This window comes from Metabacillus sediminilitoris, assembly GCF_009720625.1.
Taxonomy (GTDB): Bacteria; Bacillota; Bacilli; order Bacillales; family Bacillaceae; genus Metabacillus; species Metabacillus sediminilitoris.
In genome coordinates this window covers 3,283,902-3,307,503 of record NZ_CP046266.1, presented here as the reverse complement: position 1 = coordinate 3,307,503, position 23,602 = coordinate 3,283,902, and the positions used below count along the sequence as shown (strand labels likewise).

General features: G+C 34.0%; 22 protein-coding genes and 2 pseudogenes. 13 read left to right on the top strand and 11 right to left on the bottom strand.

The genetic code is table 11. From position 1 onward, the window contains the following. The first annotated feature begins 52 nt into the window (after nucleotides 1-52). Nucleotides 53-838, top strand: coding sequence for an alpha/beta fold hydrolase (locus tag GMB29_RS15670; protein ID WP_168733975.1), 786 nt, complete (start codon nucleotides 53-55; stop codon nucleotides 836-838). A 17-nt stretch (nucleotides 839-855) separates the two neighbouring features. Here GMB29_RS15670 and GMB29_RS15665 read toward each other — a convergent pair whose 3' ends face one another. Together GMB29_RS15665 and GMB29_RS15660 are read right to left on the bottom strand one after the other, a co-directional pair. Further along, nucleotides 856-1,047 (bottom strand): hypothetical protein, encoded by a 192-nt coding sequence (locus GMB29_RS15665; protein ID WP_136358564.1) that lies wholly within the window; start codon nucleotides 1,045-1,047, stop codon nucleotides 856-858. Between the two features lie 306 nt (nucleotides 1,048-1,353). Continuing rightward, a complete protein-coding gene (locus tag GMB29_RS15660) occupies nucleotides 1,354-2,127 on the bottom strand; it encodes a hypothetical protein (protein ID WP_136358562.1) in 774 nt (257 codons plus the stop codon). 146 nt (nucleotides 2,128-2,273) lie between these two features. Between GMB29_RS15660 and GMB29_RS15655 the strand changes: the two genes are divergently transcribed. Further along, entirely contained in the window at nucleotides 2,274-2,915 is a 642-nt protein-coding gene (locus GMB29_RS15655) for a hypothetical protein (protein ID WP_136358560.1), read from the top strand. A gap of 54 nt (nucleotides 2,916-2,969) precedes the next feature. On the opposite strand, the gene GMB29_RS15650 is transcribed toward GMB29_RS15655, so the two are convergent. Continuing rightward, nucleotides 2,970-4,523 (bottom strand): bifunctional metallophosphatase/5'-nucleotidase, encoded by a 1,554-nt coding sequence (locus GMB29_RS15650; protein ID WP_136358558.1) that lies wholly within the window; start codon nucleotides 4,521-4,523, stop codon nucleotides 2,970-2,972. Nucleotides 4,524-4,736: 213 nt separating this feature from the next. Here GMB29_RS15650 and GMB29_RS15645 point away from each other — a divergent pair, with 213 nt between their 5' ends. Next, nucleotides 4,737-5,015 (top strand): hypothetical protein, encoded by a 279-nt coding sequence (locus GMB29_RS15645; protein WP_136358556.1) that lies wholly within the window; start codon nucleotides 4,737-4,739, stop codon nucleotides 5,013-5,015. A gap of 49 nt (nucleotides 5,016-5,064) precedes the next feature. Here GMB29_RS15645 and sinI read toward each other — a convergent pair whose 3' ends face one another. Further along, entirely contained in the window at nucleotides 5,065-5,202 is a 138-nt protein-coding gene (gene sinI / locus GMB29_RS15640; RefSeq protein WP_136358554.1) for a DNA-binding anti-repressor SinI, read from the bottom strand. Between the two features lie 157 nt (nucleotides 5,203-5,359). Here sinI and GMB29_RS15635 point away from each other — a divergent pair, with 157 nt between their 5' ends. Beyond that, complete coding sequence (locus GMB29_RS15635; RefSeq protein ID WP_227551368.1) at nucleotides 5,360-6,193, top strand: glycerophosphodiester phosphodiesterase; 834 nt, start codon at nucleotides 5,360-5,362, stop codon at nucleotides 6,191-6,193. Between the two features lie 60 nt (nucleotides 6,194-6,253). Here the strand turns inward: GMB29_RS15635 and GMB29_RS15630 are convergent. Continuing rightward, nucleotides 6,254-6,499, bottom strand: a pseudogene (locus GMB29_RS15630) (integrase core domain-containing protein); the annotation flags it as partial. Nucleotides 6,500-6,922: 423 nt separating this feature from the next. On the opposite strand from GMB29_RS15630, the gene GMB29_RS15625 reads away from it, so the two are divergent. After that, complete coding sequence (locus GMB29_RS15625; protein WP_168733974.1) at nucleotides 6,923-9,139, top strand: SpoIID/LytB domain-containing protein; 2,217 nt, start codon at nucleotides 6,923-6,925, stop codon at nucleotides 9,137-9,139. Nucleotides 9,140-9,315: 176 nt separating this feature from the next. Here the strand turns inward: GMB29_RS15625 and GMB29_RS15620 are convergent, their stop codons facing one another. The 4 genes from GMB29_RS15620 to GMB29_RS15605 all read right to left on the bottom strand — a co-directional run bounded on the left by GMB29_RS15620 (nucleotide 9,316) and on the right by GMB29_RS15605 (nucleotide 13,099). Beyond that, nucleotides 9,316-10,107, bottom strand: a complete 792-nt coding sequence (locus GMB29_RS15620) for a hypothetical protein (protein WP_136358548.1) — start codon at nucleotides 10,105-10,107, stop codon at nucleotides 9,316-9,318. Between the two features lie 33 nt (nucleotides 10,108-10,140). Next, nucleotides 10,141-10,842, bottom strand: a complete 702-nt coding sequence (locus GMB29_RS15615) for a hypothetical protein (RefSeq protein WP_136358546.1) — start codon at nucleotides 10,840-10,842, stop codon at nucleotides 10,141-10,143. Between the two features lie 161 nt (nucleotides 10,843-11,003). Continuing rightward, complete coding sequence (locus GMB29_RS15610; RefSeq protein ID WP_168733973.1) at nucleotides 11,004-12,428, bottom strand: T7SS effector LXG polymorphic toxin; 1,425 nt, start codon at nucleotides 12,426-12,428, stop codon at nucleotides 11,004-11,006. Nucleotides 12,429-12,727: 299 nt separating this feature from the next. Continuing rightward, complete coding sequence (locus GMB29_RS15605; protein WP_227551754.1) at nucleotides 12,728-13,099, bottom strand: PRC-barrel domain-containing protein; 372 nt, start codon at nucleotides 13,097-13,099, stop codon at nucleotides 12,728-12,730. Nucleotides 13,100-13,609: 510 nt separating this feature from the next. Between GMB29_RS15605 and GMB29_RS15600 the strand changes: the two genes are divergently transcribed. After that, nucleotides 13,610-14,746, top strand: a complete 1,137-nt coding sequence (locus GMB29_RS15600; protein WP_136358540.1) for a CapA family protein — start codon at nucleotides 13,610-13,612, stop codon at nucleotides 14,744-14,746. Nucleotides 14,747-14,799: 53 nt separating this feature from the next. Here the strand turns inward: GMB29_RS15600 and GMB29_RS15595 are convergent, their stop codons facing one another. After that, entirely contained in the window at nucleotides 14,800-15,369 is a 570-nt protein-coding gene (locus GMB29_RS15595; protein ID WP_136358538.1) for a CBO0543 family protein, read from the bottom strand. Between the two features lie 152 nt (nucleotides 15,370-15,521). Continuing rightward, the gene (gene liaG / locus GMB29_RS15590; protein ID WP_168733972.1) at nucleotides 15,522-16,376 is read right to left on the bottom strand and encodes a LiaG family protein; all 855 of its coding nucleotides are present in this window, start codon (nucleotides 16,374-16,376) and stop codon (nucleotides 15,522-15,524) included. A gap of 216 nt (nucleotides 16,377-16,592) precedes the next feature. Between liaG and GMB29_RS15585 the strand changes: the two genes are divergently transcribed. The 7 genes and pseudogenes from GMB29_RS15585 to GMB29_RS15555 all read left to right on the top strand — a co-directional run bounded on the left by GMB29_RS15585 (nucleotide 16,593) and on the right by GMB29_RS15555 (nucleotide 22,977). Further along, entirely contained in the window at nucleotides 16,593-17,126 is a 534-nt protein-coding gene (locus tag GMB29_RS15585; RefSeq protein WP_168733971.1) for a TetR/AcrR family transcriptional regulator, read from the top strand. Between the two features lie 202 nt (nucleotides 17,127-17,328). Further along, nucleotides 17,329-18,240 carry a hypothetical protein gene (locus GMB29_RS15580; protein ID WP_136358533.1) on the top strand — a complete coding sequence of 304 codons (912 nt, stop codon included), beginning with the start codon at nucleotides 17,329-17,331 and terminating at the stop codon, nucleotides 18,238-18,240. Nucleotides 18,241-18,244: 4 nt separating this feature from the next. Then, nucleotides 18,245-18,670: an ABA4-like family protein gene (locus GMB29_RS15575; RefSeq protein WP_136358531.1), complete on the top strand. Its 426-nt coding sequence runs from the start codon at nucleotides 18,245-18,247 to the stop codon at nucleotides 18,668-18,670. A gap of 177 nt (nucleotides 18,671-18,847) precedes the next feature. Further along, nucleotides 18,848-20,020: an MFS transporter gene (locus tag GMB29_RS15570; RefSeq protein WP_136358529.1), complete on the top strand. Its 1,173-nt coding sequence runs from the start codon at nucleotides 18,848-18,850 to the stop codon at nucleotides 20,018-20,020. A 296-nt stretch (nucleotides 20,021-20,316) separates the two neighbouring features. Further along, the gene (locus GMB29_RS15565; protein ID WP_136358527.1) at nucleotides 20,317-21,027 is read left to right on the top strand and encodes a pirin family protein; all 711 of its coding nucleotides are present in this window, start codon (nucleotides 20,317-20,319) and stop codon (nucleotides 21,025-21,027) included. A 1-nt stretch (nucleotide 21,028) separates the two neighbouring features. Further along, complete coding sequence (locus tag GMB29_RS15560; RefSeq protein WP_136358525.1) at nucleotides 21,029-21,304, top strand: hypothetical protein; 276 nt, start codon at nucleotides 21,029-21,031, stop codon at nucleotides 21,302-21,304. Between the two features lie 1,068 nt (nucleotides 21,305-22,372). Further along, nucleotides 22,373-22,977, top strand: a pseudogene (locus GMB29_RS15555) (LysE family transporter). The last annotated feature ends 625 nt before the right edge of the window (nucleotides 22,978-23,602 follow it).

The following is a 23,602-nucleotide window of genomic DNA, read 5'->3' as shown; positions in this document are numbered from 1 at the left end:
CAAATTTGAAATGAGGAATAATAGAAGCAAAAATGCCGTAGGAGTTGACATTATGACAAACTTTGCTTTGATAGATGGTAAAAAAATCGCTTATGATGATTTAGGAGAAGGAACTCCTGTTATTTTTATTCATCCACCTGGGATGGGCAGGAAAGTATTCTATTATCAAAGAAAACTTAGCGATCATATGAGGGTGATTTTCCCCGATTTATCTGGTCATGGAGAAAGTTCACGAATAAATGCAAAAGAAGTGTCAATTGACTATTATAGTAAGGAATTAGTTGCTTTTCTTGATCAATTAAAGGTGACTCGTGCTATTTTTTGTGGATACTCTGCTGGTGGAGCAATTGCCCAATATATTAGTATACATTTTCCTGATCGCGTAGAAGGATTAATATTATCTGGTGGTTATCCTGCAGTATTAAACAAATCTTTACGTTGGGAACATCATGCAGGTATGTATATGGTAAAAAAACATAAAAAACTTTTATCAAGAATTTTAGCGATTAGTCATACAAAAAATGAAGACTTAAGAAATATTCTTTTCTTACATATGAATAAAGCACAAAAGGATGTTTGGTATAATTATTATAAAATGGTTCTTCATATGAATTTAATTCATCAACTTAATAACATAAATGTTCCTTCCCTTTTGATGTATGGGACAAAGTCTGATTTAATTAATAAGTATGCGGAATTTTTCAAAAAAAAGTTAAAGCGGCAACATCGAATCGTCTTTTTTAAACAATCTACACATCAATTACCAACGAGAAGATGGAGACATGTAAATGATGAAATTATTCAGTATGTACAGAAATTAGAAACCGCTCCTAAATAAAAAGAGCGGTTTTCTGTTTATTTTCCATATGGATATGATACATGGATACTGTTAATTGTCCCAGGTTCATCTTGAATAATATTCAATGATTCCATGTAATTTGTAAATTCTTTTTGGATTTCTTTAGGTGCACCTTCTTTTAAATGCCAATTGCCAGGCTCATCAACAAAGTATTCACTATTAACAAATTTAGGATAATCTTCAGGCATATACTTTCCTCCAAACGAATGACTTGTTCATCCATAGCATATCCAGTAATTTAAATGGTTATTGTCAAAAAGACAGTTAAATTTCAATGTTGATTTTAAGAAAATGAATGATAATCGGAAATGGCGGTGGCTTTTGTGTGAAAGCACGCAACCGAAACCTCGTAGGAGTAAGGTGACGAGGCGTCTAAGGAGCGGCAACTAGTCATTTTCATGATCAGCATGATGTTTTTTAATGAGCCTATAAAGAAAAAAAGCTGAGTAGGGTGTATATTTGAGGACACCTATATTCAGCTTTTATTGATGGACCTATTTGATTGTTTCTTTTTCCTTTTTTTCTCTTTCAACTGATATTTCCTTGATAAAACCTGATCTTGAGAAGAGATTTGTCACATACCCAATTACTTGTTTATAATTATCTTCAATTTTTTCGATAACATAGCTAATTCTTTCATGTATTGTTGCTCTAAGACTATCAAGATCTCTTGACATTTTTTGATTCAATGCTTCTTGATGATCAAATCTCTCTAAAATCGTTTTATGAAAGGCTTCTTGTAATTCAAGTGTTGTTAATATTTCTTCATACATTTTATTTTGATCTTCTAATTGTTCACTAAGGCTTTTATGCTGCCCATCATATTGTTCAATATTTAAAGAAAGTCTTTGAATAGCAGAGTCTTGAAGCGTAAGTTGATCAATAATTGCCTGATTTACAACACCATCATTTTCATATTTATTTATAATTTCATGATTGAATTCTTCCATTTTTTCTAATCGTATCAGTAACATTTTATATGCTTCATCTTGATTTGACATATTTTCAATGATTGGTGTTGTACGAGCTTCTTGTTGTTCAAGTTCTTGTATGACATGTTGATATTGTTTTTCTTGTTCATGCTTTGTTTCATGTACTAACATATTCATAGAATCTGTCGTATTTTTTATTGATTTATTCATTTCAACTTGTTGTGAAATAAATTCCTGTAAATAATTCTTTCGTAAAGAATCTTGATTAGAAGTAACCGTAATTTTAGATGGATGTTTATATATCGTAGGATGATTATCGTTTTTGATATAGACCAAAAATCTCACTCCTTTCACTAAATCGTGTAAATGGTGTTAATATCTTATGTGTTAACATCTTGTTTTGATAACAATAAAAAATTATGAAGGATTTATTAACTTGAGGGACATACTAAGAAGGATGAAAATGGAAAGGTGGTTGAAAGATGAGTTTAGAATGGTTTGACCGGGTAAGTGTTGAATTGCAAGATCATCTGGAATCAATTTGTGATAAGTATGACCAAGTAGGACAAATGTCAATTGATCGTGGTGCGAAACATCCAAGAATTGAATTCTTTGTTGAAACAGAAGATGATGATCGTGATTATTTTTGTACTTTGTTTTTTGATCCTCATAATGAAGACTTCTATATTGAAACATTTGATTTTGAATACGAGCAAACCTCTAGAATGATTCTTTCTGATATTGAAGAAATTGTTGATGCTGTTCATGAAAGCTTCCATAGTTATATGAATGACGATTATGAAGATGAAGATGAAGATTTTTCTGAGGAATATGAAATCGTTGATGAAGAAGAATCAGATATCTTTGAAGAAATTGATGTTGAATGGGAGACGCCAGAGGTTACAGCATTTAAATACGAAGATGAAGTAGAAGTAACATATCAATTTGGAATAGTTCAAGAAACAGGTGATGGGGTTCTTCGTCGACTTAATCGGATAAAAACGTCAGATGATGACCTCATAAAAGATGAGACAAACTTTATATTTAGTAAAGAAGAGGCTAGCACAATTATCGCCATGATCGCTAGTCATATGGATTCATTATCTGAGTTTGATTTATCTTAATACAAAGCCATTTCAAAATGAGAAGAAAATGGATCCCCCTAAAGGGGGGGTAAATCATTGAGAAGCGTAAGACTTATTATTAGAATTTTCACTAGCTAAGAAGTCTGCAAAACTATCTCTAAGTAAAGATCCTGTTACAAATATTTTACCCGCTTTAAAAGAAGTGAATCCATCACCTCCAAATGCTAAATAATCACTAATAGCCACACTATAAATCTTAGATGGAACGATTTTATGACCATTTTTATCACTTAGATCTTGAATTTTTTCTCCAATTTTGGCAGCATGATTAATTGAATAAGAAATCCCTGCAGGCTGAAGAAGGTTTTCTCTATCTTTCTTCCATTGTTGTTCTAAGGCTTTTTTAATTTGGCTTCCTGTTAGCCTCGTTTTTACCACTTTATGATTAAAAGGCAATACAGTATATATATCCCTAGCCGTTATTTCTCCTTTTTGAAGACTCATTCTAATTCCCCCATGATGTGTAAATGCCATATCTGTATCCATCTCTGCCATCATAGACGTTGCTACCATTTCAGCAAGTGGTGAATAGCCGTTTTTATCTTTTTTTCTAGAGAGTGATTTCGGAATAGATGCAATTACTTCATTTTTTCTTTGCGTAAGCTTTTTTTCATAAGCTGAAATGTGTTTCATTGTTTCCTTATCAGGATCAATTAAATTATGTAATGTCAATTGAATAGTAGCATCCTTACTTACAATTTCTCCTGTTAAGGAATCAATTTGAAGTTGAACTTTTGAAATTGCCTTTCCATAAGAGTAGCCTTGTACAATTAATTTATTATCTACAGTTGTATTAGCGTACGTGTGACTATGGCCGGTAAAGATTATATCTACCTCATCATGAATAAGTGGAGCCATTTTGACCATTGCTTTCTCTGGACTCTCACCCGTCACATTTGATTTTGCAGAAACATGTGCTAATACAATAATTGCTTTTACTCCCTTATTAATTAATTGTTCTGTCGCTTGATTAATAGCAGAAACTTCATCAATAATATGTACTTGTTCTCTATTTTTGTAAATAACATAATCGTTTGTTTCAGTTGTTAAAACGCCAATAAAGCCGATTTTTATCCCATTCATTTCTTTTACAACATAAGGCGGGAGTAGTTGAGCGTTTGTTTTTTTATCAATTACATTTGCAGAAATATATGTAGTGTTCGACCCTTCAAACCCGCTATCTTGATCACCTTGTAAAAGCCGATTCATTTCTTGAACTCCTTCATCAAATTCATGATTACCAAGAGTCCCTACATCTATCTTTAGCTGGTTTAAATACTCAATCGTTGGTTCATCTTTGTATAGTGAAGAAATAGGAGGGCTGGCACCTACCATGTCACCAGCATGGACAAGCAGTGTGTTCTTTTGTTCATTTTTAAATTTTTTAAGATATGCAGCTACATATTCTGCACCACCGACTTTTTGACCAAACAAAACTTGATGTGTATTAAGTTGTCCGTGAAAATCATTTAAGCCAAGCAATTGTACGTTTACAAGATTCCTATTCGTGTTGTCCGAATAAACAGATGTTCCGATTACTAGAAAACTAATACAGCAAATCAGGATGATTATTCTTTGTTTAGCCAAGCTTTTTCCCTCCTTATTAGGTTTAAGATAAGCTTAGCAGTCAAAAATGAATCCTAATTAAATAAAACGTAAAGTTTTAATGAAGTTTATATTGGATATGTAATAAGAGGGGTTTGTACAGTAAAAAGTCAATAAAGAAGTATGGTACAATCGTTTTACAGGTGAGAGAAACAATGCCATTCTTATCAGAAGTGTATATGAAGGAGAGACAATGTGAAAATTATTGCTGACATACCATATATTAAAGTAGTAAGAATGATTGAACATAATACACAATATCATAAAGAAGAAGTGCACTACATCACATTGTCTAAAGAAAAAGTTATAACATTTGACGATTCCTTTTTATTACATGAAGTTTTAGATATATCCTACCGATTTTTTTCAAAAGAAATGGGTTTTCTTTATTTACATACAACAAAAGGAATGTATTCATTTACAGTGAGAACAAATCCACAGTCCTTTATTGATCATTATAAAAGGATTAAATAAACCTTAAAATCTAAGTCAATACATCCTTTTGTTTGTGAGTGTTTTTTTCTTATTTAGTTGATTGATTATTAATCTTTTTTTCAATAAATTTCTTGAAATCTTCCTTACTAATACCTGATAACATAGCCTCTTTTACTAATTTAGCAATTTCTAGCTTTTGATATGAGTTCAGTTCATCTGTAGTCAATTAAAGACCTCACTTTCATTATTGCCATAAGATTAATTGAATCTGGCAATGTTTTTTGTAATAATAAACAATTAAATATTTCCCTATTATCTAGATATTTAAACCTCAAAAGATGAAAAAGTTGTTGGGTTAATAGTAAAGAATGGAGGAGAGTCGAGTGATTGTAAGTTCTATGGTGCATTCTTTCCGAAGAATATTCAAAATGAGTCCATCCATTTCCCTAATAAAAAAAATAAAAGATCAACATAACATGAATGATATGAAAAAGATGATTATTGTAGCTCATCGAGGTGCTTCAGGACATGCACCAGAAAACACGATGGCTGCGTTTAAAAAAGCAATTGAATTAGAGGCTGATTACATAGAGTTAGATGTTCAATTGTCAAAGGATCAGGAGCTTGTTGTTATACATGATTTAAATGTTGCAAGAACAACAAATAGTAATGGAGATGTTCGGGAGCTTACATCGCGGCAGTTAAAAGGACTTGATGCAGGAAGCTGGTTTCATCAAAAATTTTCTGGAGAAAAAATACCGACACTTAAAGAAGTATTTGAGGAATGTAGAGGCAAGATCGGACTATTAATCGAGATAAAAAATCCTCATTTATATCCCAATATTATTGAAAAACTTGCTATTGAACTAAAAAAATACAAACTGCATTGTCCTCAAAATGATGAATTAATTGTCCAGTCATTCGATTTTAAATTGTTGCAAAAATTCCATAAATTGGTACCAGATGTTCCATTAGGACTTCTAGTGAAATATCAAGTGCAGGGAGTTTCAAATATCCAATTAAAAGAATGGGCAAAACTTGTTCATTATATAAATCCTAATAAAGCACTTGTCACTAAAAAGTTAGTGAAGAGAATTCATGCCCATCATATAAAAGTTTTTCCCTATACAGTTAAAAGTAAAAAATCAATTAAGCTATTGATGGCTGCTAAAGTGGATGGAATTGTAACAGATTATCCTGATTTTTTTATAAAATGAACCTTAAAAAAGGCTGATATGTGTGAACTGACCCATCTAAATGAGACTTAGAAAAAACACCTAAGCTACCTGTTCTCCAAATTCTATTGGAGACAGGTAGTTTAGTTTTGCCTGATTTCGTATTTGATTATAATAATACATGTATTGATTTACGATTTGCACTACTTTAGATATAGATGCTCTTCTTAGAGTGTTGAATCCTTCCGACTTTAGCGAGGAGTGAAAGGATTCTATGACGGCATTATCATGGCAGTTTCCTTTGCGGGACATGCTTGTGATAATGCCTTTTTCTTTAGCTAAGTTTTGATTTAAGAGGGGAAATACATGTAAGTGATGAATGAAGCTATAAAATTATTTATTGGAGTTTTACTTAAAGGCACTTCAGAAAATCTAAAATAAAAATGAAAAGGGAGAAGAAAAGCGGTCAGTATAAAAACTGTTAAAATTATTCGTAATTGATTAAGAATCGAAAATAAGTTAGTAATGTAAGATTGTCCAATGCGCATTTCACTCAAGAAATGCACTATAATGTTTTCTGAAAAAAATCTATAATAGTAAAAATTCAAATAGAGAATAAAATGGAGGAATATTATTCCACCAAGGTGTTGAATTAACAAGGTTTTAGCCGTAAATGGGAACAAAATATAATTGTCATTACCGAACTATTAATATATGATTATCCAAGTAATTTGGACTTTAATTAATAGTTTCGGAGGGAAACATTTTAATATGAAAAAAATCATTCTATTTATTATGGTTTTTACTTTGTTTATCACTTTTCTACTTCCAACTGGTCATATTTATGCACAACAATTAGAACCTATTGTGAAAGTAAAGTTATTGAATTATTTAGGGAATAAAACAGAAATCACGTTAAAGCCAAATGGTGATTATGTAACAAATGATGAGAAGGTTGTTTTGAAATCAGGACAATCATATCTATTAAAACAAGTGAATGGAAAACTATCTTTATATAAAGATGGAAGTCTCCTTAATTCATATGAAACGTTTTCTGCTCAACCAATACAATCCAGATCACAACTTTCAATCAATAACCGTTTGTATTTAGGCAGCTTTGATTTTATTATCGAAAATAATCAATTTGTACGTCCGATTAACGCGGTGTATATGGAAAATTATTTAAAAGGTGTTGTTCCAATTGAAATGTATCCTTCTTGGAATGTCGAAGCCTTAAAAACACAAGCAGTAGCTGCAAGAACGTATGCAATGAGCTATATTAACCGCGGTATCATTAATGATACAATCTCATATCAAGTATATGGTGGATATATTTGGACACCAAACACAACAAAGGCAGTTGATGATACAAAAGGACAAGTCCTTAAATATAATGGTCGTTTAATAGATGCTGTATATTCGGCAAGCAACGGAGGAACGACAGAAAGTAATGCAAATGCTTGGGGAAATACGGCAGTTCCATATTTAACGATTAAGAAAGACGATTATGATCCAAAAACGGTTTGGAGTTTTTCTTTTAATAAGACACAAATTGATTTAACGACAAAAGATTTAGCTAAATCAGGAGAATGGTGGTCTTCAACAAAAGAAGTGAATGCAGGAATATCGTCTAATCTTAAGTTGTGGTTAAACAACAACGGTTATGCAAACAAAGATATCAAAATTATGTCTATCCCTGAATTTTCTCTTCATAATACTGGCTCTGGCGGTCGTATTAACAAGGGATCGATCACTGTAAACTTTTTAGTGAAAGACAAGGTAGATGCTGATGGTAAATTAATTCCTCAACAACTATCGTTTTCAGATGTAAGTGCATCAAAAATTCGTGCGATGATTGGTAATCGTGTTATGTTGAGTTATTTAATAAAAGAAATGAAGACAGAAAATAACATTGTTACTGTCGAGGGGCAAGGCGATGGACATGGTGTCGGCATGAGTCAGTGGGGAGCAAAGGATATGGCTGATGCAGGAAAAAGCTACGAGGAAATTCTAAAGTTTTATTACACAGGAATTTCGATAACAAAAATGTACGAACCATCTACAAAAGTTGAAAGTCCATCAACAATCGAAGAAGTAAATCAACCAACGGCAATACAAGAATCGCAAAATGAAGCTGAGCTTTATGTGGATTCAAAAACACAGACACCAGTAACACCTCAACCAATTCAAGACAAAACAGCACCGATCATCAAAGATGTTGCGTCTTCCTATAATTATAATAACAATACCAAAAAAGTGTCCTTAACTTATTCTGTCAATGAAAATTCTGATATAACTGTATATGTGAAAAATTCAAATGGAACCATTATAAAGGAACTTGAAAAGCAGATTAAAAAGAATACTGGAAAATATACCGTAACTTGGGATGTTTCATCCGTATCAAACGGTGGATATATTTTCGGAATCATTACAACTGATTTAACAGGAAATACATCCTCAGCAGCACATCCATTTACAGTAAATAAACCTACTGTTGTCATAAAAGATAAGACCGCACCAATCATCAAGAATGTTGCAGCAACGCTCAATAACAGTACAAAAAAAGTGTCATTCGCGTATTCTATTAACGAATCATCATATGTAACAATTTATGTGAAAAATTCTAAGGGGAAAATCATTCAGACTCTGCAAAATCAGGTGAAGAAGTCATCAGGTAACAATACAATTACATGGAATGTGGCTTCTATATCAAACGGGGCTTATGTTTTTGGAATTACGACAAAGGATTTATCAGGGAATATCTCTTCAGTAACACGAAATTTTACTTTATACAAGGTGCAAACAGGAAAAATAAATGTAAACAATGTGTTACTTAAACAAAAAGCTTCGACTAGTTCTAAAACATTAGCAAAACTCCAAAAGAATTACACAGTTACCGTAATAAGTAAAAGCGGTTCATGGACTTATATCCAATATGGCAAAACGAAAGGTTATGTTTATTCAAAATATATTAGCGAGATTAAGTAAAAAAATATGTATGTGCACTACTCTCTTTAAGCTTAATAAAGAGAGTAGTTTTTTATTATCCAACGAATATTTTATGCAAAATTAGTCTTAAACAAAAAAGGAACTGTTCTCTATCAAAGTTGTAAGAAAGCAGTCATTTTTTTAGAACATGCTGAATGAACTTGAAATAAAAATAACTATAAAGATCCAGGCTCATTTTTCACCCTTGCAATGACATCAACAATCTCTTTTACAATATCGGCACCAGATGCTTGTCTCGCTTCAAGCCACTCGTCATGTTCATGCTGGATCATGCGCAACACCCAGTTATAAGAAGGTGATGTGAGAACATGAATACCTTCCACATTCCATTGGTCATTGCGCTGATAAAACATCATCAAACGTTGGTTATGAATTTTCCTTTGAATGGCCTTGTGAAATTGTTTTACGATTACACTACAAGTCTCTAATCTGTTGGTTTCTTCAATTTGTTCGAGATGATCAATTTTATGATCTTGAACATATTTTTTATAATCGGCAGGGGAGATGAGCAAATGTTGTGTAGTCTGAACAGGAAGATTTTCTACTCCTTTTAGCATTCGAGGAAGTATGATGTCATTCCATGTTTCATCAGGTTTCCCAAGTATTGTAATGGCTAATTGATTTTCATGTAATCGGGTACATTCAATGACTTGATGATCACTAAAATAGAAGAGTGTTTTTTCATGTTCATCCAACACCATTTCTACCACGACATTTGATCTGGCTATGACCCACATTGCCTCGATAAATTCATCATTAAACGAGAGCTCTCCGCTAACCAAGTCTACTAAGCCAAGCTGATGCAATTTTCTAAAGGTGATTTCCTGTTCAATATCAAATTGACGAGGATCTTGACCTGAAAAGGGATATGATAAGCCAATTAACGTTTTTGCACCTAACATGTTCATTAGTATATAGATATCTTTGTTTGATAATTGATATGTCAACGTTATTCCTCCTCATGAAGATTGATTGCTTTTCTAGGCAGACATTCTGCGGCTTTTTTTCGGTAATCCGAACTCAGGATAGACTTGCTTGAGTTTGTCTTTATGCTTATTCATATAAAAATAACGGTGAATAAAAATTGAAAAATAAGCTGTTAAAATGGAAATGATTGCTAACAAACATGTGAATATCAATATTTTCAGCTCTTCGCTAAAAACAAATGTCAGGATGATTTGGGAGAGAACATACCCAATACCAGCAGCAGACATGGCTTTTGATATATTCATTGTATTTCCTTTCTTTTGCAGCGCAGCATATGTACCAGAATGCAAGGCTTTTACATTGATGATATTCATGGTGATAATTAACCCAACAAAGATCAGGAATCCAATTATAAAGGACATGCTTCCTTCGACTCGAATATTGGCATAGAGCAATTTTTGGGTTGTAAGGAAAAAGACGTACGTATTGACGATTCCGTATACACCAAAAAATAAATAATAGGAATGTTCAAAACGATACGGTGCGATGATATAAATGATCGCCCAGAGATGGAGGATCACTGCTGGAATGATCGCTGCAAGAAAAAATGGATAGGAAAAGGGTACGCTTACTAATGGCAAAAGACCTAACAAGTCTAAGAAAATGAGAAAGAAGACAAGGATATTCCCTCTGTTTTCTTTTGGTCTCTGTAATTTAAAGTATGATAAATGTATTTCATCTAGCTGTTTTTTCAATATGTCCACCTCATTTTATAGCAGAATAACGGGCAGTTAAGCCTTCATTTCAAGACTTTGATAACTCGAGGAAGGGTAACTGCTCGTAATAGCCTGATAAGTCTTGCTTTATCAATCAAACCAAGAACCAACTTTATCAATCAAACCAAGAACCAACTTTATCAATCAAACCAAGAACCAACTTTATCTATTAAAGCTGTCGTTCCTTTTTTGATTGCGTCGCCGACAGAATCAGATTTGCCATCATTGTCGACATCCATAAATTTAAAATCACTTAGCAGGGTAGAAACGGCAATTCCAGCTACTGCACCAACAGCTGTTCCGGCTATTACGCCAACTGGACCGCCAACAGTTCCGACTAGTGCACCTACTTTTGCTCCGGCAGCGGCAGAGGCTGCAATGGAAGCACCGGCAACGACAACATCACCGGTTACATTTCCAGCAATTTCGCTTGCTTTTTGGTTGTTTTGTACACCGTGGACAATATCTCCAGCAACTGTTACACCTACACCGATATACCCTAATTTATTACTTGCCCACTTAAATGAATCCTTTACCTTTGTTGCTGGATCAACATATTTATATAATCTTGATAAGTTTGTTGCGTTAGGACCAGAATACGTCTTTTTTCGTAGACCTACTAAATCAGGGCGGGTAACCTTTAAGACAACTTTTTCCTTCCCTTGGGCGGTTACTCTCGTTGTTCTGCTTACCCCAAAGCCTTGGCCTGCAAGCCTTACATCTTTTGATGACTCATATGCGGTTGCGACAAGTCCACCCAAACTTGCGAAGGCATTGATCGGCTTTTCTTTCCAATCATTAAAATTAAAACCTAATGTTTGTGTGGGATCCCATTCAGCATTCATGCCTTGAAAGAGATGTGTCGTCTCAACACCATTTGCTTCAACTCGTGGATGATTGGCCAATAGAGATGTGTTCGTCATGATGCTTGTGTCGATTGTTCCTTCTGGGTTGTATGTTTCAATTGAAAGGTCCTTCGCTTGAAAGGCTTGTTGAATATGCTGAATATATAGGTTCATCTTTTGGATATCTTGTTCTACTGGATTCAATGCCGTTGATTGGCTTTGATCAAAGGTATGTAATTTTTCGACTGTTTGATCAATACTTAAATTGACTTGATAGATTCGATGGAGAAAATCATCATTTTTTAAGAGTGGTAAGGCAACGATATCTTGTACAGAATCCATCAGGTTATTTGTCTCATTTGATAAATTTATTGTCATATTCTTTGCATTTTGCAAACTGCTGAGAAGATCGTGTTGTAAAAAATTATCACGTATATAACCATTGTCAGCAGGTTCCAATGATTGCAGTTCCGCTTTCATCGTATGTAATAGGCTCTTATAATTTTCAATAACCGTTTTATAAAATGACAAAAATGAATCATGACAATCTTGATAAAAAGCTCGGATCGATTGCCCGCCATTACCTTTTAACGAATCCTCGAGGGAAATAATCCCTTTAACCATTTCTTGAATTTGCTTTATTTGTTCATCATAAATGGTTAATTTATCAAGCATTTCATCTATACCTGACTGCAATGATGCAACGTCTAAAGTCTTCATCTCGACTTCACTCCTTATGAACCGGATAAACATATCATTTTTACTATAACATGGAAAAATAGTACCGTAATGATAAAAATAGATGGTTTTTCCAATTATACACGTGGGACTTATTACTTGTTTTAACCAGGGGAAAGGGTACAAGTATCGATATGATTGTGAGAGGGAAGCAGCAGGCAAAAAAAGGACGATCCAGTTAGGTGAATCGTCCTTCCATGATCCTTATTCTTTTAAATCCATTGAGATTTCAACAAATACTTTAGCGCCTTCCTTACTTAGCGAAGAAATATTTTTATCTGTTAGAATCGTCCCTTTTTTATATAATAAGCCTTTTTCTCCGCCTGAGTTAGTGGGCCGCCTCCCAGTTTTATGGGATTCTCTCGTAGTTCTTCCTTCTTCTGTGTGAGCAGCGCATCATTGACTATGACACGTTCTTTATCAAAAGAAATCACATTCTCAATGGGTAGAAATAGTTCATTTGTACCAGAATGGATGAGGAGACTATCTAACTGACCATTATCTTCATTGAAAAAATTATCGGAAATTTCGCCTGATAGATCTCCTTTTCTTGTTAGAACTATTGATCCAATGAGATGAATTTGCTTATTTAACAATTGATTGATAAAAGGAATTTCATGTAAATCGATGATAGAGTTATTTTGTTCAATCATCACAGCTGATTCCCCAATCCCAACAATTTTTGGATAAGGAATGGCTTTTACACTAACTTGTCAATCATCCTGTTCCATTGTTAAAAAATCAACTGAAAGTTTTCGGGATTAATAATCAATCCTTTTATCTTTCCGATCTGATTAACGTTAGAAATACTTATTACGGGAAGATCATATATTTTTTCCTTGCTTTTTTTCATTATTGTGCAATCCTTTTCCGCTAGATGGTTTTAATAAACGTATTGGTCTATTGCAGACCATGTGATTGGTATATAAAAAAGTCTCAAAAAATAATAATTAGACCTAACCTTTCTTTTATATACATATATGTTTTCTAAAATCAGGTTTGACAGTGAAAAATCCAAACGTCATGAAAATGAGTGCATAATAAATATACATCAAATGTCCTGTATTTTTCACAAATTATGTAACAAAATCATCCTAAAATCCGTTATATTAATATGAAATCTATCATTTCATTTAGAAAATGGGTTGAAGGGGAATAGAATGATGAGGCAGGAACGAAACAGAAAAAGACGTCGGTTAAAAAAGTCTGTCCGCCGCTTGCTTTTTTTCCTTTTTATCATGCTGATTGGAACCGCTTTATATCGCATTTTTGATTCTGAAAAAATTGCGACAGAGGTTGCAGGACATGAAGGGAAAAAAGAAGCCGCACAAGAGAAAGAGGAAAAGCCAACTGAAACAACGATAAAAATCAGCGCAGCTGGAGATTTTACCCTTGGAACAGATGAAAACTTTGACTATCATGATTCTTTTGTCAATGAAGCATCGGAAAAAGGGCTTCCTTATTTTGTTGAGGGACTAGACAATATTTTTAAAGAAGATGATTTTACAACCGTTAACCTGGAAACGACGTTGACGAATGCTACTGAAAAAGCCGTCAAAAAATTCACATTTAAAGGAGATCCTTCCTATGCAAATATATTAGAGCTTGGCGGGATTGAGGCAGTAAATCTAGCAAACAATCATATTTACGACTATTTAGAGCAGGGATATGAAGATACAATTGCTGCTTTACAGAAACAGAGCATTGGTTATTTTGGCTATGATCATCAATATGTAACGACGGTAAAAGGAATTAAAATAGGTGCTCTAGGTTATGAGGGCTGGGAGGATACAGCTGAAATACGAAACAAGATTGTGAAGGATATTACCTCTCTACGCAATCAAGGGGCACAAATGATCCTTGTCCATTTTCATTGGGGAGCAGAAAAGCAGTATGTACCAAATGATGTCCAGAAATCATTTGCTCGATATACGATTGAACAAGGAGCAGATCTCATCCTTGGACACCATCCACATGTTGTGCAAGGAATTGAAGAATACAAGGGGAAATTTATTGTATATAGCTTAGGAAACTTCATGTTTGGCGGAAATCGAAACCCAGGTGATAAGGATACATTTGTTTTTCAACAAACCTTTCAATTAAAAAACGGTGAGCTAACATCACAAAAAGAAATGAATATTATTCCATTTTCTATTTCTTCGGTGACAGAACGGAATAATTACCAACCTACATTATTAACAGGTTCAGAGGCTGACCGTGTGAAGAAAAAGATAATTGATGTTTCCGATCAAATAAACGGTACAGAGTGGCTTGTTTACGAAACAAATGAGAAGGAGTAAATATAAATGTTCTAACGCTTGGTGTTTTAAAGGTAACCCAAGCGTTATTTGCTTTACTGTTTATTTTCAGAAGGAAGAGGAGAAAATCGACTCCGACTACTTACATAATGCGCAATTAAATAAATAACAAAATAAAATGGTAACGAGTAAAATGAACTCCAATGAATTTCTTCATAAAAATCGATCCATTTAAAAATGGGCTCTCCAATAAATGAACTGACAAAGGCAAAAAAAATAGCTTTGATATATGGTGAAATATGTTGTTTATATTGAAGAAGCAACAACACAGTGACTGGTAAAATGGTTAAATCAAACGGAATAAAAGATGGAATTGTTGGGATCACTTTATGAATATAAAACCACAGTCCTAGTGAAATGCCCAAAAAATCAAGCCAGCAAGTAATGATGATGACAATAAACCCTACATACAATAGCCGATCAGTGCTCTCTCTTGGCCTAACCTTTATCCATATTAACCAGGGCAATACCGTTAACAAAATACCTAGCCACCATTCAAAATGTAAAAAGGTATTTTCATACCATAAATGAAATAATTCTGAATTTGCATTGTCTACGTTGCCATATTGTTTTTTTATTAGTTCTATATATTTATCCTCTGTCACCAATTCTCACCTATATATGTTTATTTATTATTTACATATGCTTCCCAAATCTGATTAAACTAACCTGTTCGGTTTTCTATCACCAAGGTAAAAGTAAAGGGAGGATAAGAAAAGACCAAATCACAATGAGATTTGGTCTTTCAATGAGTGTTTTATTTTATTTCAATTTTCCCGCTGTTTACTTTTAGTTGGATCGCATGCTTACCAGAACCGTGAACACCTACTAAATTGTGTTCATCTTTTTTTGAATTAGTCAGGTTAAAGTCAGTCGTAATCGCTCCGCTTCCTATTTCACCACTTAATGTAAAATCCGCATCAGAAGGTAAATCAAGTGTAGTAAATCCAGACTTTACGCCAAGATTAATCGTGTCCGTTACATTTTTCATGCCGAGTAATAATCGTCCAGACGATAATTCGGCCTCAACTTTTCCAGAGTATTCCTTTACATCCATGTTTCCTGAACTCATATTGAATGAACCCGTTTTCGTGGAAAGGGAATCGATTGACACGCTCCCTGAAGAGCCATCTTGTTCAAAGTGAGTTGTCGATAAATTTCGTAATTGGACATTTCCTGAGCTCATGTCTAGTGAAAGGTTTTCTAATTTCATTGGGTTGTTTTTAGACTGTCCAGAAAAACGAAGACTTCCAGAACCACTATTAATGTCTAAATCACGATCATAATCCTCTGGGAGATAAATGGTTAAGTGATTTTTCTTAAACCATGATAAAACATTAAAAAAATGTTTTGCTTCAAAATCAATCGAAATTGTATCTCCATTCTCCACAATTGATACTTTTCCATTGCCAGTGTATTCTGTGCTCACATGATTTCGATCATCTGGAATTATCGTTGTGCTTACACCAGAAACATCAATTTCAATCAAATCAATCTCATCCGTAACGTTTACTTCCTTTTCACTTTGGCCAAAGGATAACCAAGAGGTGTTTGTTACGATAAGTAAGAATAAACCTATAATAAAAAAGAGAATGACAATAAGTTTTTTCAAAGACAATACCTTCTTTCAATTTGTATATTTTAAGGTGCTGGATAAAACCTTATATGCTGATTGTAGGTTATAAAGAAAATACCCACAATGAACGTGAGCTTTATTCTGAACTAAGACTTGAGTCGTATTATCATTTCGATGGATTGACAAGGATTTTATTCTTGATTATGATTTATTTATTAATCAATAAATAAATAAACTCTAAGGATGATATACTTGACTAATAAGGAAGATCGCAAAGAACAAATTATTGATAAAGCGGTAGGGGTATTCGCAGAGAGGGGGTATTATAAAGCAACGACAGCAATGGTAGCAAAAGCTGCAGGAGTGACACAACCTTATGTCTTTCATTTCTTTGCAAACAAAGAAGAATTATTTAAAGCAGTCATCGATCGTGCGTTTAGTCGTATTTATGAAACATTTGCAGCAATTGAAGCACCTGCAGATCAATTAATTGAAACAATGGGTCATGCATTTAGTCAAATTATTGAAACACATCGTGATGAAGTCCTAATGGTTATGCAGGCACATACGATAACAGAAGCCGGCATACGAGAACATGTCCGCAATATGTTTCGAAAGATTTATGAGTCATTATCAGTGAAATTTGAAAGAGCTGGAATTGAGGAGGCAAAAGGAACAGCAGCGCATTTTATCGGAACGGGTTTACTCATCACGGTTGCAGAAGTATTAAATTTACCGGAACTAACGGGTGGAATTGATGATGGAAATGGAGAAGCAGGGTGTTAATAAAAGAGGAAGTTTTCTACTTCCTTTTTTTTGAAATATTATTTATTGATTAATAAATAAATAGATGTAGTGGATGGTTCATGAACTGAAATGAAGTTCAAACTAACAGTTAAATCAAACGGGATATGGGTCAGCCTTGAAAAAAACGTTTAAATAGATATTTACTATTGCAAATCAATACGATCATGAAAGAAGGGAATACATGTTTAAGAAAACAGCTCGAATTCAAGTGGAAAAACCGTCGTTTAAGCTGTTTGAGGGAGAAAAATGGCTTGTGATAATGAGTTTGATTGGTTTTATCCTTTCCGCTGGAATAGCGATTTATATTCTTCAAAATGGTGAAGTTATATTACCTGAAGGTAATGTAAAGGATGCTTTTTCATTCAATGCAGCAATTGCTATGTTTATTTTATCTCTTGCAGCCATTTTACCTTTATCAGGACTTAGTGCACGTAAACGCAAGACGTTCAGATGGTTAATGATAGCTGCAACGTTATATAGCTATGGAATTGAAACGATCCAAAATTTTAGAGGATTTAATCCCCGATTTTCGCGTGAAGGTTCTATCATTGATACTGTCGGTGGCATGCTATTTGGTGTTGTTTCATTGATAATCGTGATTTTAGGCTTATTGCTTTTGGTTCAGTTTTTTCGCTTGAAAAAGCCCTTTCACCGGCCATTGCTGATCATGGGTATTCGTTATGCATTCCTTTCAGTGTTAGTAGCAAATATAGCGGGCATCTGGATGATTTTGCTTCAAGATCGTTTTACGGGGGATTCTGGGAATTTAATCGTTCTTCATGGCATTAGCTTTCATGCGATGCAGACATTAATCGTCCCTTGCTGGCTTTTGGAAAGAGTTCAATTAAAAGAGCATTCTAAGAAAATGTTGCTGCATGTGGGCAGTATTGCTTGGATGGTTGCGATTATGATCATTGGAAATCAAACGGCATTAGGTCGCTCTGTTTTTGAAGGTAGTGTTTTATCAATTGTTGCCCTCATATTATTAGTAGTGTGGTTTGGAACATTTATCACTGCCCTTTTACATTACGTTAAAGCAAAGAGCAGCACGAGACTTCCATCAAATGAGATTGGTATTGAGAGAGGAGAGTAATCTTTTGGCAGAACTTTTGTATTCACTTTCTAGTATAGCGATGATTTTTTGGGTGATGTTGATTGTACTGCCTAAATGGAAAGTCACACGCTTCCTGGTGAATCTACATATATTTCCGATATATTTGGGCTTTCTCTATAGTATTGGGATGATCACTACTGTTTGGTCGAGCGGCTTACATTTTATGGCTGATTACAACTCTGCAGCTGGAGTTATCAACTTGTTATCACATCCAAATTTTGCATTAATCGTTTGGATTCATATCCTATGTTTTGACCTGTTCATTGGTCATTTTATCTATCGGGAAAATATGGAACATGGATACGTGCCAATCCTTTTGCAATCTATTATTTTATTTTTAACCCTAATGTTTGGACCCTTTGGTTGGTTGTGTTATGTAGGAATAAGAAAATTAAAAACAACCGTTTGAGGTTAAAATTCTCCTACCATTTAAAACATAACAACATAAAATAATAAAAACAAAGGAGTAATTTTCATATGACACTTTTTGCAAGACCACCTTGTTAAGAAAATAAAACAACTCAATCCCGAGCGCCTCCATTTTGATTTGCTCTTTTTCATAATGAAAAATGAGAGGAGTTTACGGATGGGGTATAAGGAAAATATTTGGAAGCTATACGTGTACAGATTTTTTTACAGTCTCATTCCTGCATATGTCATAGAAAGGATATTCTGGGAAGAAAGAGGAATGACCATCGAAATGGTCGTATACACGGAGATAATTTTTGCGATCACCGTTGTACTGCTCGAAGTTCCCACCGGTATTATGGCTGATATGTGGGGAAGAAAAAGAATGATCATGTTAAGCGCAATATTAGAATGTGTGATGTTTTTAATCTTGATATTTGCGATGGAATTTTGGCATTTTGCGGCAGCTATTTTCTTAGCTGGTATTGCACGTTCTGCAAGCAGCGGATCAGAAAATGCCCTGCTCTATGATTCATTACTAGAGCACGGTCAGGAGCAGGATTTTGAAAAATATTTAGGAAGATTGAATGTGTGTGATTTTACGGCCATAATGATCGGAGCATTATGCGGGAGCCTGCTTGCGAATTCGTATCGATTCGAGGTAAATTACTGGATCTCTTTTTTCAGTATGGTTGGATCAGTGTGTGTTTCGGTTTCGTTGGTAGAGCCACCAATAAAAAGCAAATTGAATGTGTCTATCGGGTTCAAGGAATATGTAAAAACATCCATTCTCTTTTTCAAAAACCATCCAGGGATATGGATTGTCGTCCTATCAAGCATGGTTACTGGGGCAGCCATAAACTTTATTGATGAGTTTTGGCAACTTTATTTAAACAGATTGGAGATTCCGGTAATTTATTTTGGGCTATTTTCAGCATTTATTATGCTCGTGAGACTTCCAGGAAGTATGATCGTCCTTTCGATAAAAAACCGATTTAAATACCGAACAATTATTTTAAGTATTTTAGCTATTTTTGCTTTAGGTTTTTTATATGTATCGTTTATGAAAAACGTTACAGGACTAGTGGCGATCTTCTTGATTTGCTTGGCATCAGGGATCATGGAACCAATCACAACCGGTTATTTGCACCATCACATTCAGTCATCGATGAGAGCAACCATTGATTCCTTTCAGTCACTTGGGTTAAATACAATCCTCATTCTCTCTGGATTGGGATTTGGCTATTTTTCCTCTACCTATGATGTGTTTGGAGGATACGGGTTCATCGCATGTATATGTATCGTATTTTTTTGTTATTTTTTAATTACATCCAAAGAAAAGATTAAATAGGGATGTTGCTTCGGACGGTTTTCCACATAGTGTTGACTTAGGAAAATCGTCTTTTTTAATAGAATGATTAATAATTGTAAGTAAAAAGATTAAGGCTTTAAAACAATATAATTATAGAAGGAAAACGGTATATTTTACTTGTTGGAAATTTGACAAGAACGTTTCCTGGGTTTAAAATTATTTTGAATCTGAGATTCATATTTTTGGTTATCTTGATTTAAAGGTTTTATACAAATAAGAATATCAAGATTAGATAAAAGAACTCTCTTTAAGAGGGAACTCACGAGGTGAAAAAAATGATACAAATTATTCCAGCAGCATCAAGATATTCAGCTAAAAATGATTGGTTAGAAAGCCATTTTAGTTTTTCCTTTGGTGAATATTATGATGAAACAAATCTTAATTTTGGTCCCCTTCGAGTCTTGAATGATGATACGATTCAACCCGGCAAAGGGTTTGGGCTTCATCCTCATCGTGAAATGGAAATTGTCTCAATTGTCTTAAAAGGTACACTTAAACATGAAGATAGTTTAAAAAACAGTGGTCTGCTTCAGTATGGCAGTATTCAACGGATGAGTGCAGGGACAGGGATTCTTCATTCAGAAGTGAATCCATCTCCTGATGAAGAGGCAAGTCTTTTACAGCTCTGGTTTTTCCCAGTGAAAAGTAAGTTAACTCCATCATATGAAGATATCACATATGATCAAGATAAACTGAAGAATCATCTCTTACCAGTTGTATCAAATACACCTTCTTCACAAGTAGCAAAAATTCATAGTGACGTAACCATTTATTTATCTAAGCTTGATGAGGGAAAAGAACTTATTTTCAGCCAAGAAAAAGGTAGAAAGATTTATGTGATGGCAATTGAAGGAGAACTTAACATAAATGTTGATCATGTATTAACACCTCGAGACACTGCCCGTATTACAGATACAGAGAAATTAACAATGACAGCAAAACATGACAGCTTCTTTATGCTGATCGATTTACCGGGTGGTGAATAGGATGCTGATGATTAGACATGCGATTGGTAGCAGATTATTGTTTCAAACAGATATATTCGAAATTAACGAAAAGAATGATAAGTGGGAAATTTCCATTCCTGTAAATAAGAAAGATGTTCAAGAAGTTCTAAAGTTAAAAGAAGAATTGAATCTTTTTGAAGTGACAGAACAAGAAAAAGCTTGGTATTACTCTTCAAATGCTCAAATTGAATTAAATGATGAGGGAACTGAATTACTGATTTCAGCGGATCATAAAACAGTATATCCCCTAAGTTAAGAGGAAAAGAAATAGTTGGAAATGGTGAATATGGGTTGATCTCCATTGTCATATTTTTGTTTTAGGAATAGAGAGTAAGAAGATTCATCTATGACGTTATCATGAGGGTGAACTTTTTAATATATATGTAGTGTTAAGTAGAAGACAGGAAACTAATGATTATTACTGCCCTTAAAAGAAGCATGCTTGGAAAATGATTATTTTCCAAACAGTAATTGAATGGATTTTCCGTATAATTCGAAACCAAATTTAAGTGAGTTTAAGATTTTTTCCATGTTTGTGATCTCCTTTTCGTTTGATACTCTTATTATGGGTTAGGAAGAATTTTTTAACAATGTTGGTGGAAACGGAAACATCTTTAAAGAAAACGGTAACAACCTCAATGAAAACGGGAACACCCTGTTTTTTCTCACAATTTTGTTGTTTAAACATGAAAACAATGATTCATCTATTTTTACCCTTGCATTTACAGATCATTGCCAAGGTCACTGTTCGAAGGTATAATAAACGTATATAAAATGAATAAACTAAAAAGACCGCTGGTGCTGGAACACCAAACGGTCCTTCAATAGTCGGTTCCTGTATAGGAGTCGGCCATATAGGAAGATCAAGTAATCCACCTGAGCCGCTAACTCAAGGGTGGATTATTTTTTTGAGTCAAATGACAAAATCGCTACGATTAAACTTGCAAACGCAACCGCAAATGTCAATGATTCATAAATCGTCAACCGGCATCACCCCCTTTACCAGGAGTGTACCGACACCCTTGAGATATCCGAACTATTGCTCTTTTATTGTAACATGATTTAATAGAACACTTTACATGAAATTATCATGTATCTACTAAGAATGAAGCCTTCCTTTATACTGTTAAGTCACAACTATATGATAATCACTCCGACCTCTTCCATTTAGCAGACAAAATCAATCCTATTGTTACTATCACTACTGAAAGTATTCTTATAACTTCTATATATAAGTCTAATCAGTAAACTCTTCTCATAGAATGTACAAGTTGTCTGAGTGTGGAAGTGAGTGGTGTTTATTGAGTATTAGCATTTTAGTTACATATTTTTAGGTTTATCTTTAGCTGCCCCGATTGGTCCCATTAATTCTGCACGATTAGATAAAGGGATAAAAAATGGATTTTGGCATGCATGGATTGTTGGGGCAGGGTCAATGATTACGGATGCTCTCTTTATGCTGCTCGTTTATTTAGGAATGGTTCAATTTCTGGGATCCCGATTGTTCAAATCTTCCTTTTGCTATTTGGTGGTTTTATTCTCATTTATTCAGGGGTAGAGAGCATCTTAGGCGTAAATTCAATTCATTTAACTTATAGCAGAAAAAAGGAATCTTTAATGAAATGCTGTCTAACAGGCTTCCTCATGTCGATTACAAGCCCGCTATCAATCCTTTTTTGGCTGGGGATTTATGGATCTGTACTAGCAAAAACGGCACAAATGAACGGGACTGGTCAATTATTGATTTATAGCTGTATGATATTCGTTGGTTTAACTTTATGGGATCTATTTGTTGCAGCCTTAACAACATGGTTTCGAAGATTTTTAAGTGATACAAGCATTAAAGGTATTTCCATAATTTCTGGTGTATCCTTACTCGGATTTGGGGTGTATTTTGGCTATCAAGGGGTGAAGGACTTATTCGGTTAATAGCTGTAGTAGGCAAACACAGCGGTTAGTTTGTCAGTTGTATATATAATAGTAGAAACTTTTATTATAGTCATAGATGTGTTTGTTTCAGGTACTTAATTTACATTTGTATTAGCTCGTTTATATATTAACAAACACTTCTTTTATTCCCGAAAATAAGGAGATTTGAGATATTAGTAAATGAGATCGTGATTAGAAAATCTTTTTAAGATAGAGAGGAGATACAAAACATAATGACCAGACACGTTATTTGCTAACTAGAAAAGTGATTTCTTAGGAGTTGACATTAAGAAAATGTTTTGATATGATATCTCTTGTCGCTGATCGAATAGCTCAGTTGATAATAAGTATTGACTTATTCGAAAATGAATGATAAGATATTTCTTGTCGCTGAAAAGTAGTTAAATAGAAAGCGATAATTTTTTCTTCTCACATCTTTCGTAGAAGTTTAAAGAAATGAAGTTTTTGGATAAAATGGTTTTGTAGCTTGAGTTTAGAAGCTATAAAAACAAATAGTTCTTTGAAAACTAAACAAAGCAGAACGTCAACGTTAATTCTAATTAACAAAAACGTACTATATAGTACAAATGAAAGGCTAAGGAACTTCTACTAAGAACTGTCACGT

What these genes read in the sequence shown, in the direction of transcription:
- GMB29_RS15600 (WP_136358540.1), top strand. Translation starts at nt 13,610, where the DNA reads ATGAGGCAGGAACGAAACAGAAAAAGACGTCGGTTAAAAAAGTCTGTC.
- GMB29_RS15605 (WP_227551754.1), bottom strand. Translation starts at nt 13,099, where the DNA reads ATGATTGAACAAAATAACTCTATCATCGATTTACATGAAATTCCTTTT.
- GMB29_RS15610 (WP_168733973.1), bottom strand. Translation starts at nt 12,428, where the DNA reads ATGAAGACTTTAGACGTTGCATCATTGCAGTCAGGTATAGATGAAATG.
- GMB29_RS15670 (WP_168733975.1), top strand. Translation starts at nt 53, where the DNA reads ATGACAAACTTTGCTTTGATAGATGGTAAAAAAATCGCTTATGATGAT.
- GMB29_RS15625 (WP_168733974.1), top strand. Translation starts at nt 6,923, where the DNA reads ATGAAAAAAATCATTCTATTTATTATGGTTTTTACTTTGTTTATCACT.
- GMB29_RS15580 (WP_136358533.1), top strand. Translation starts at nt 17,329, where the DNA reads ATGTTTAAGAAAACAGCTCGAATTCAAGTGGAAAAACCGTCGTTTAAG.
- GMB29_RS15655 (WP_136358560.1), top strand. Translation starts at nt 2,274, where the DNA reads ATGAGTTTAGAATGGTTTGACCGGGTAAGTGTTGAATTGCAAGATCAT.
- GMB29_RS15565 (WP_136358527.1), top strand. Translation starts at nt 20,317, where the DNA reads ATGATACAAATTATTCCAGCAGCATCAAGATATTCAGCTAAAAATGAT.
- GMB29_RS15560 (WP_136358525.1), top strand. Translation starts at nt 21,029, where the DNA reads ATGCTGATGATTAGACATGCGATTGGTAGCAGATTATTGTTTCAAACA.
- GMB29_RS15665 (WP_136358564.1), bottom strand. Translation starts at nt 1,047, where the DNA reads ATGCCTGAAGATTATCCTAAATTTGTTAATAGTGAATACTTTGTTGAT.
- GMB29_RS15570 (WP_136358529.1), top strand. Translation starts at nt 18,848, where the DNA reads ATGGGGTATAAGGAAAATATTTGGAAGCTATACGTGTACAGATTTTTT.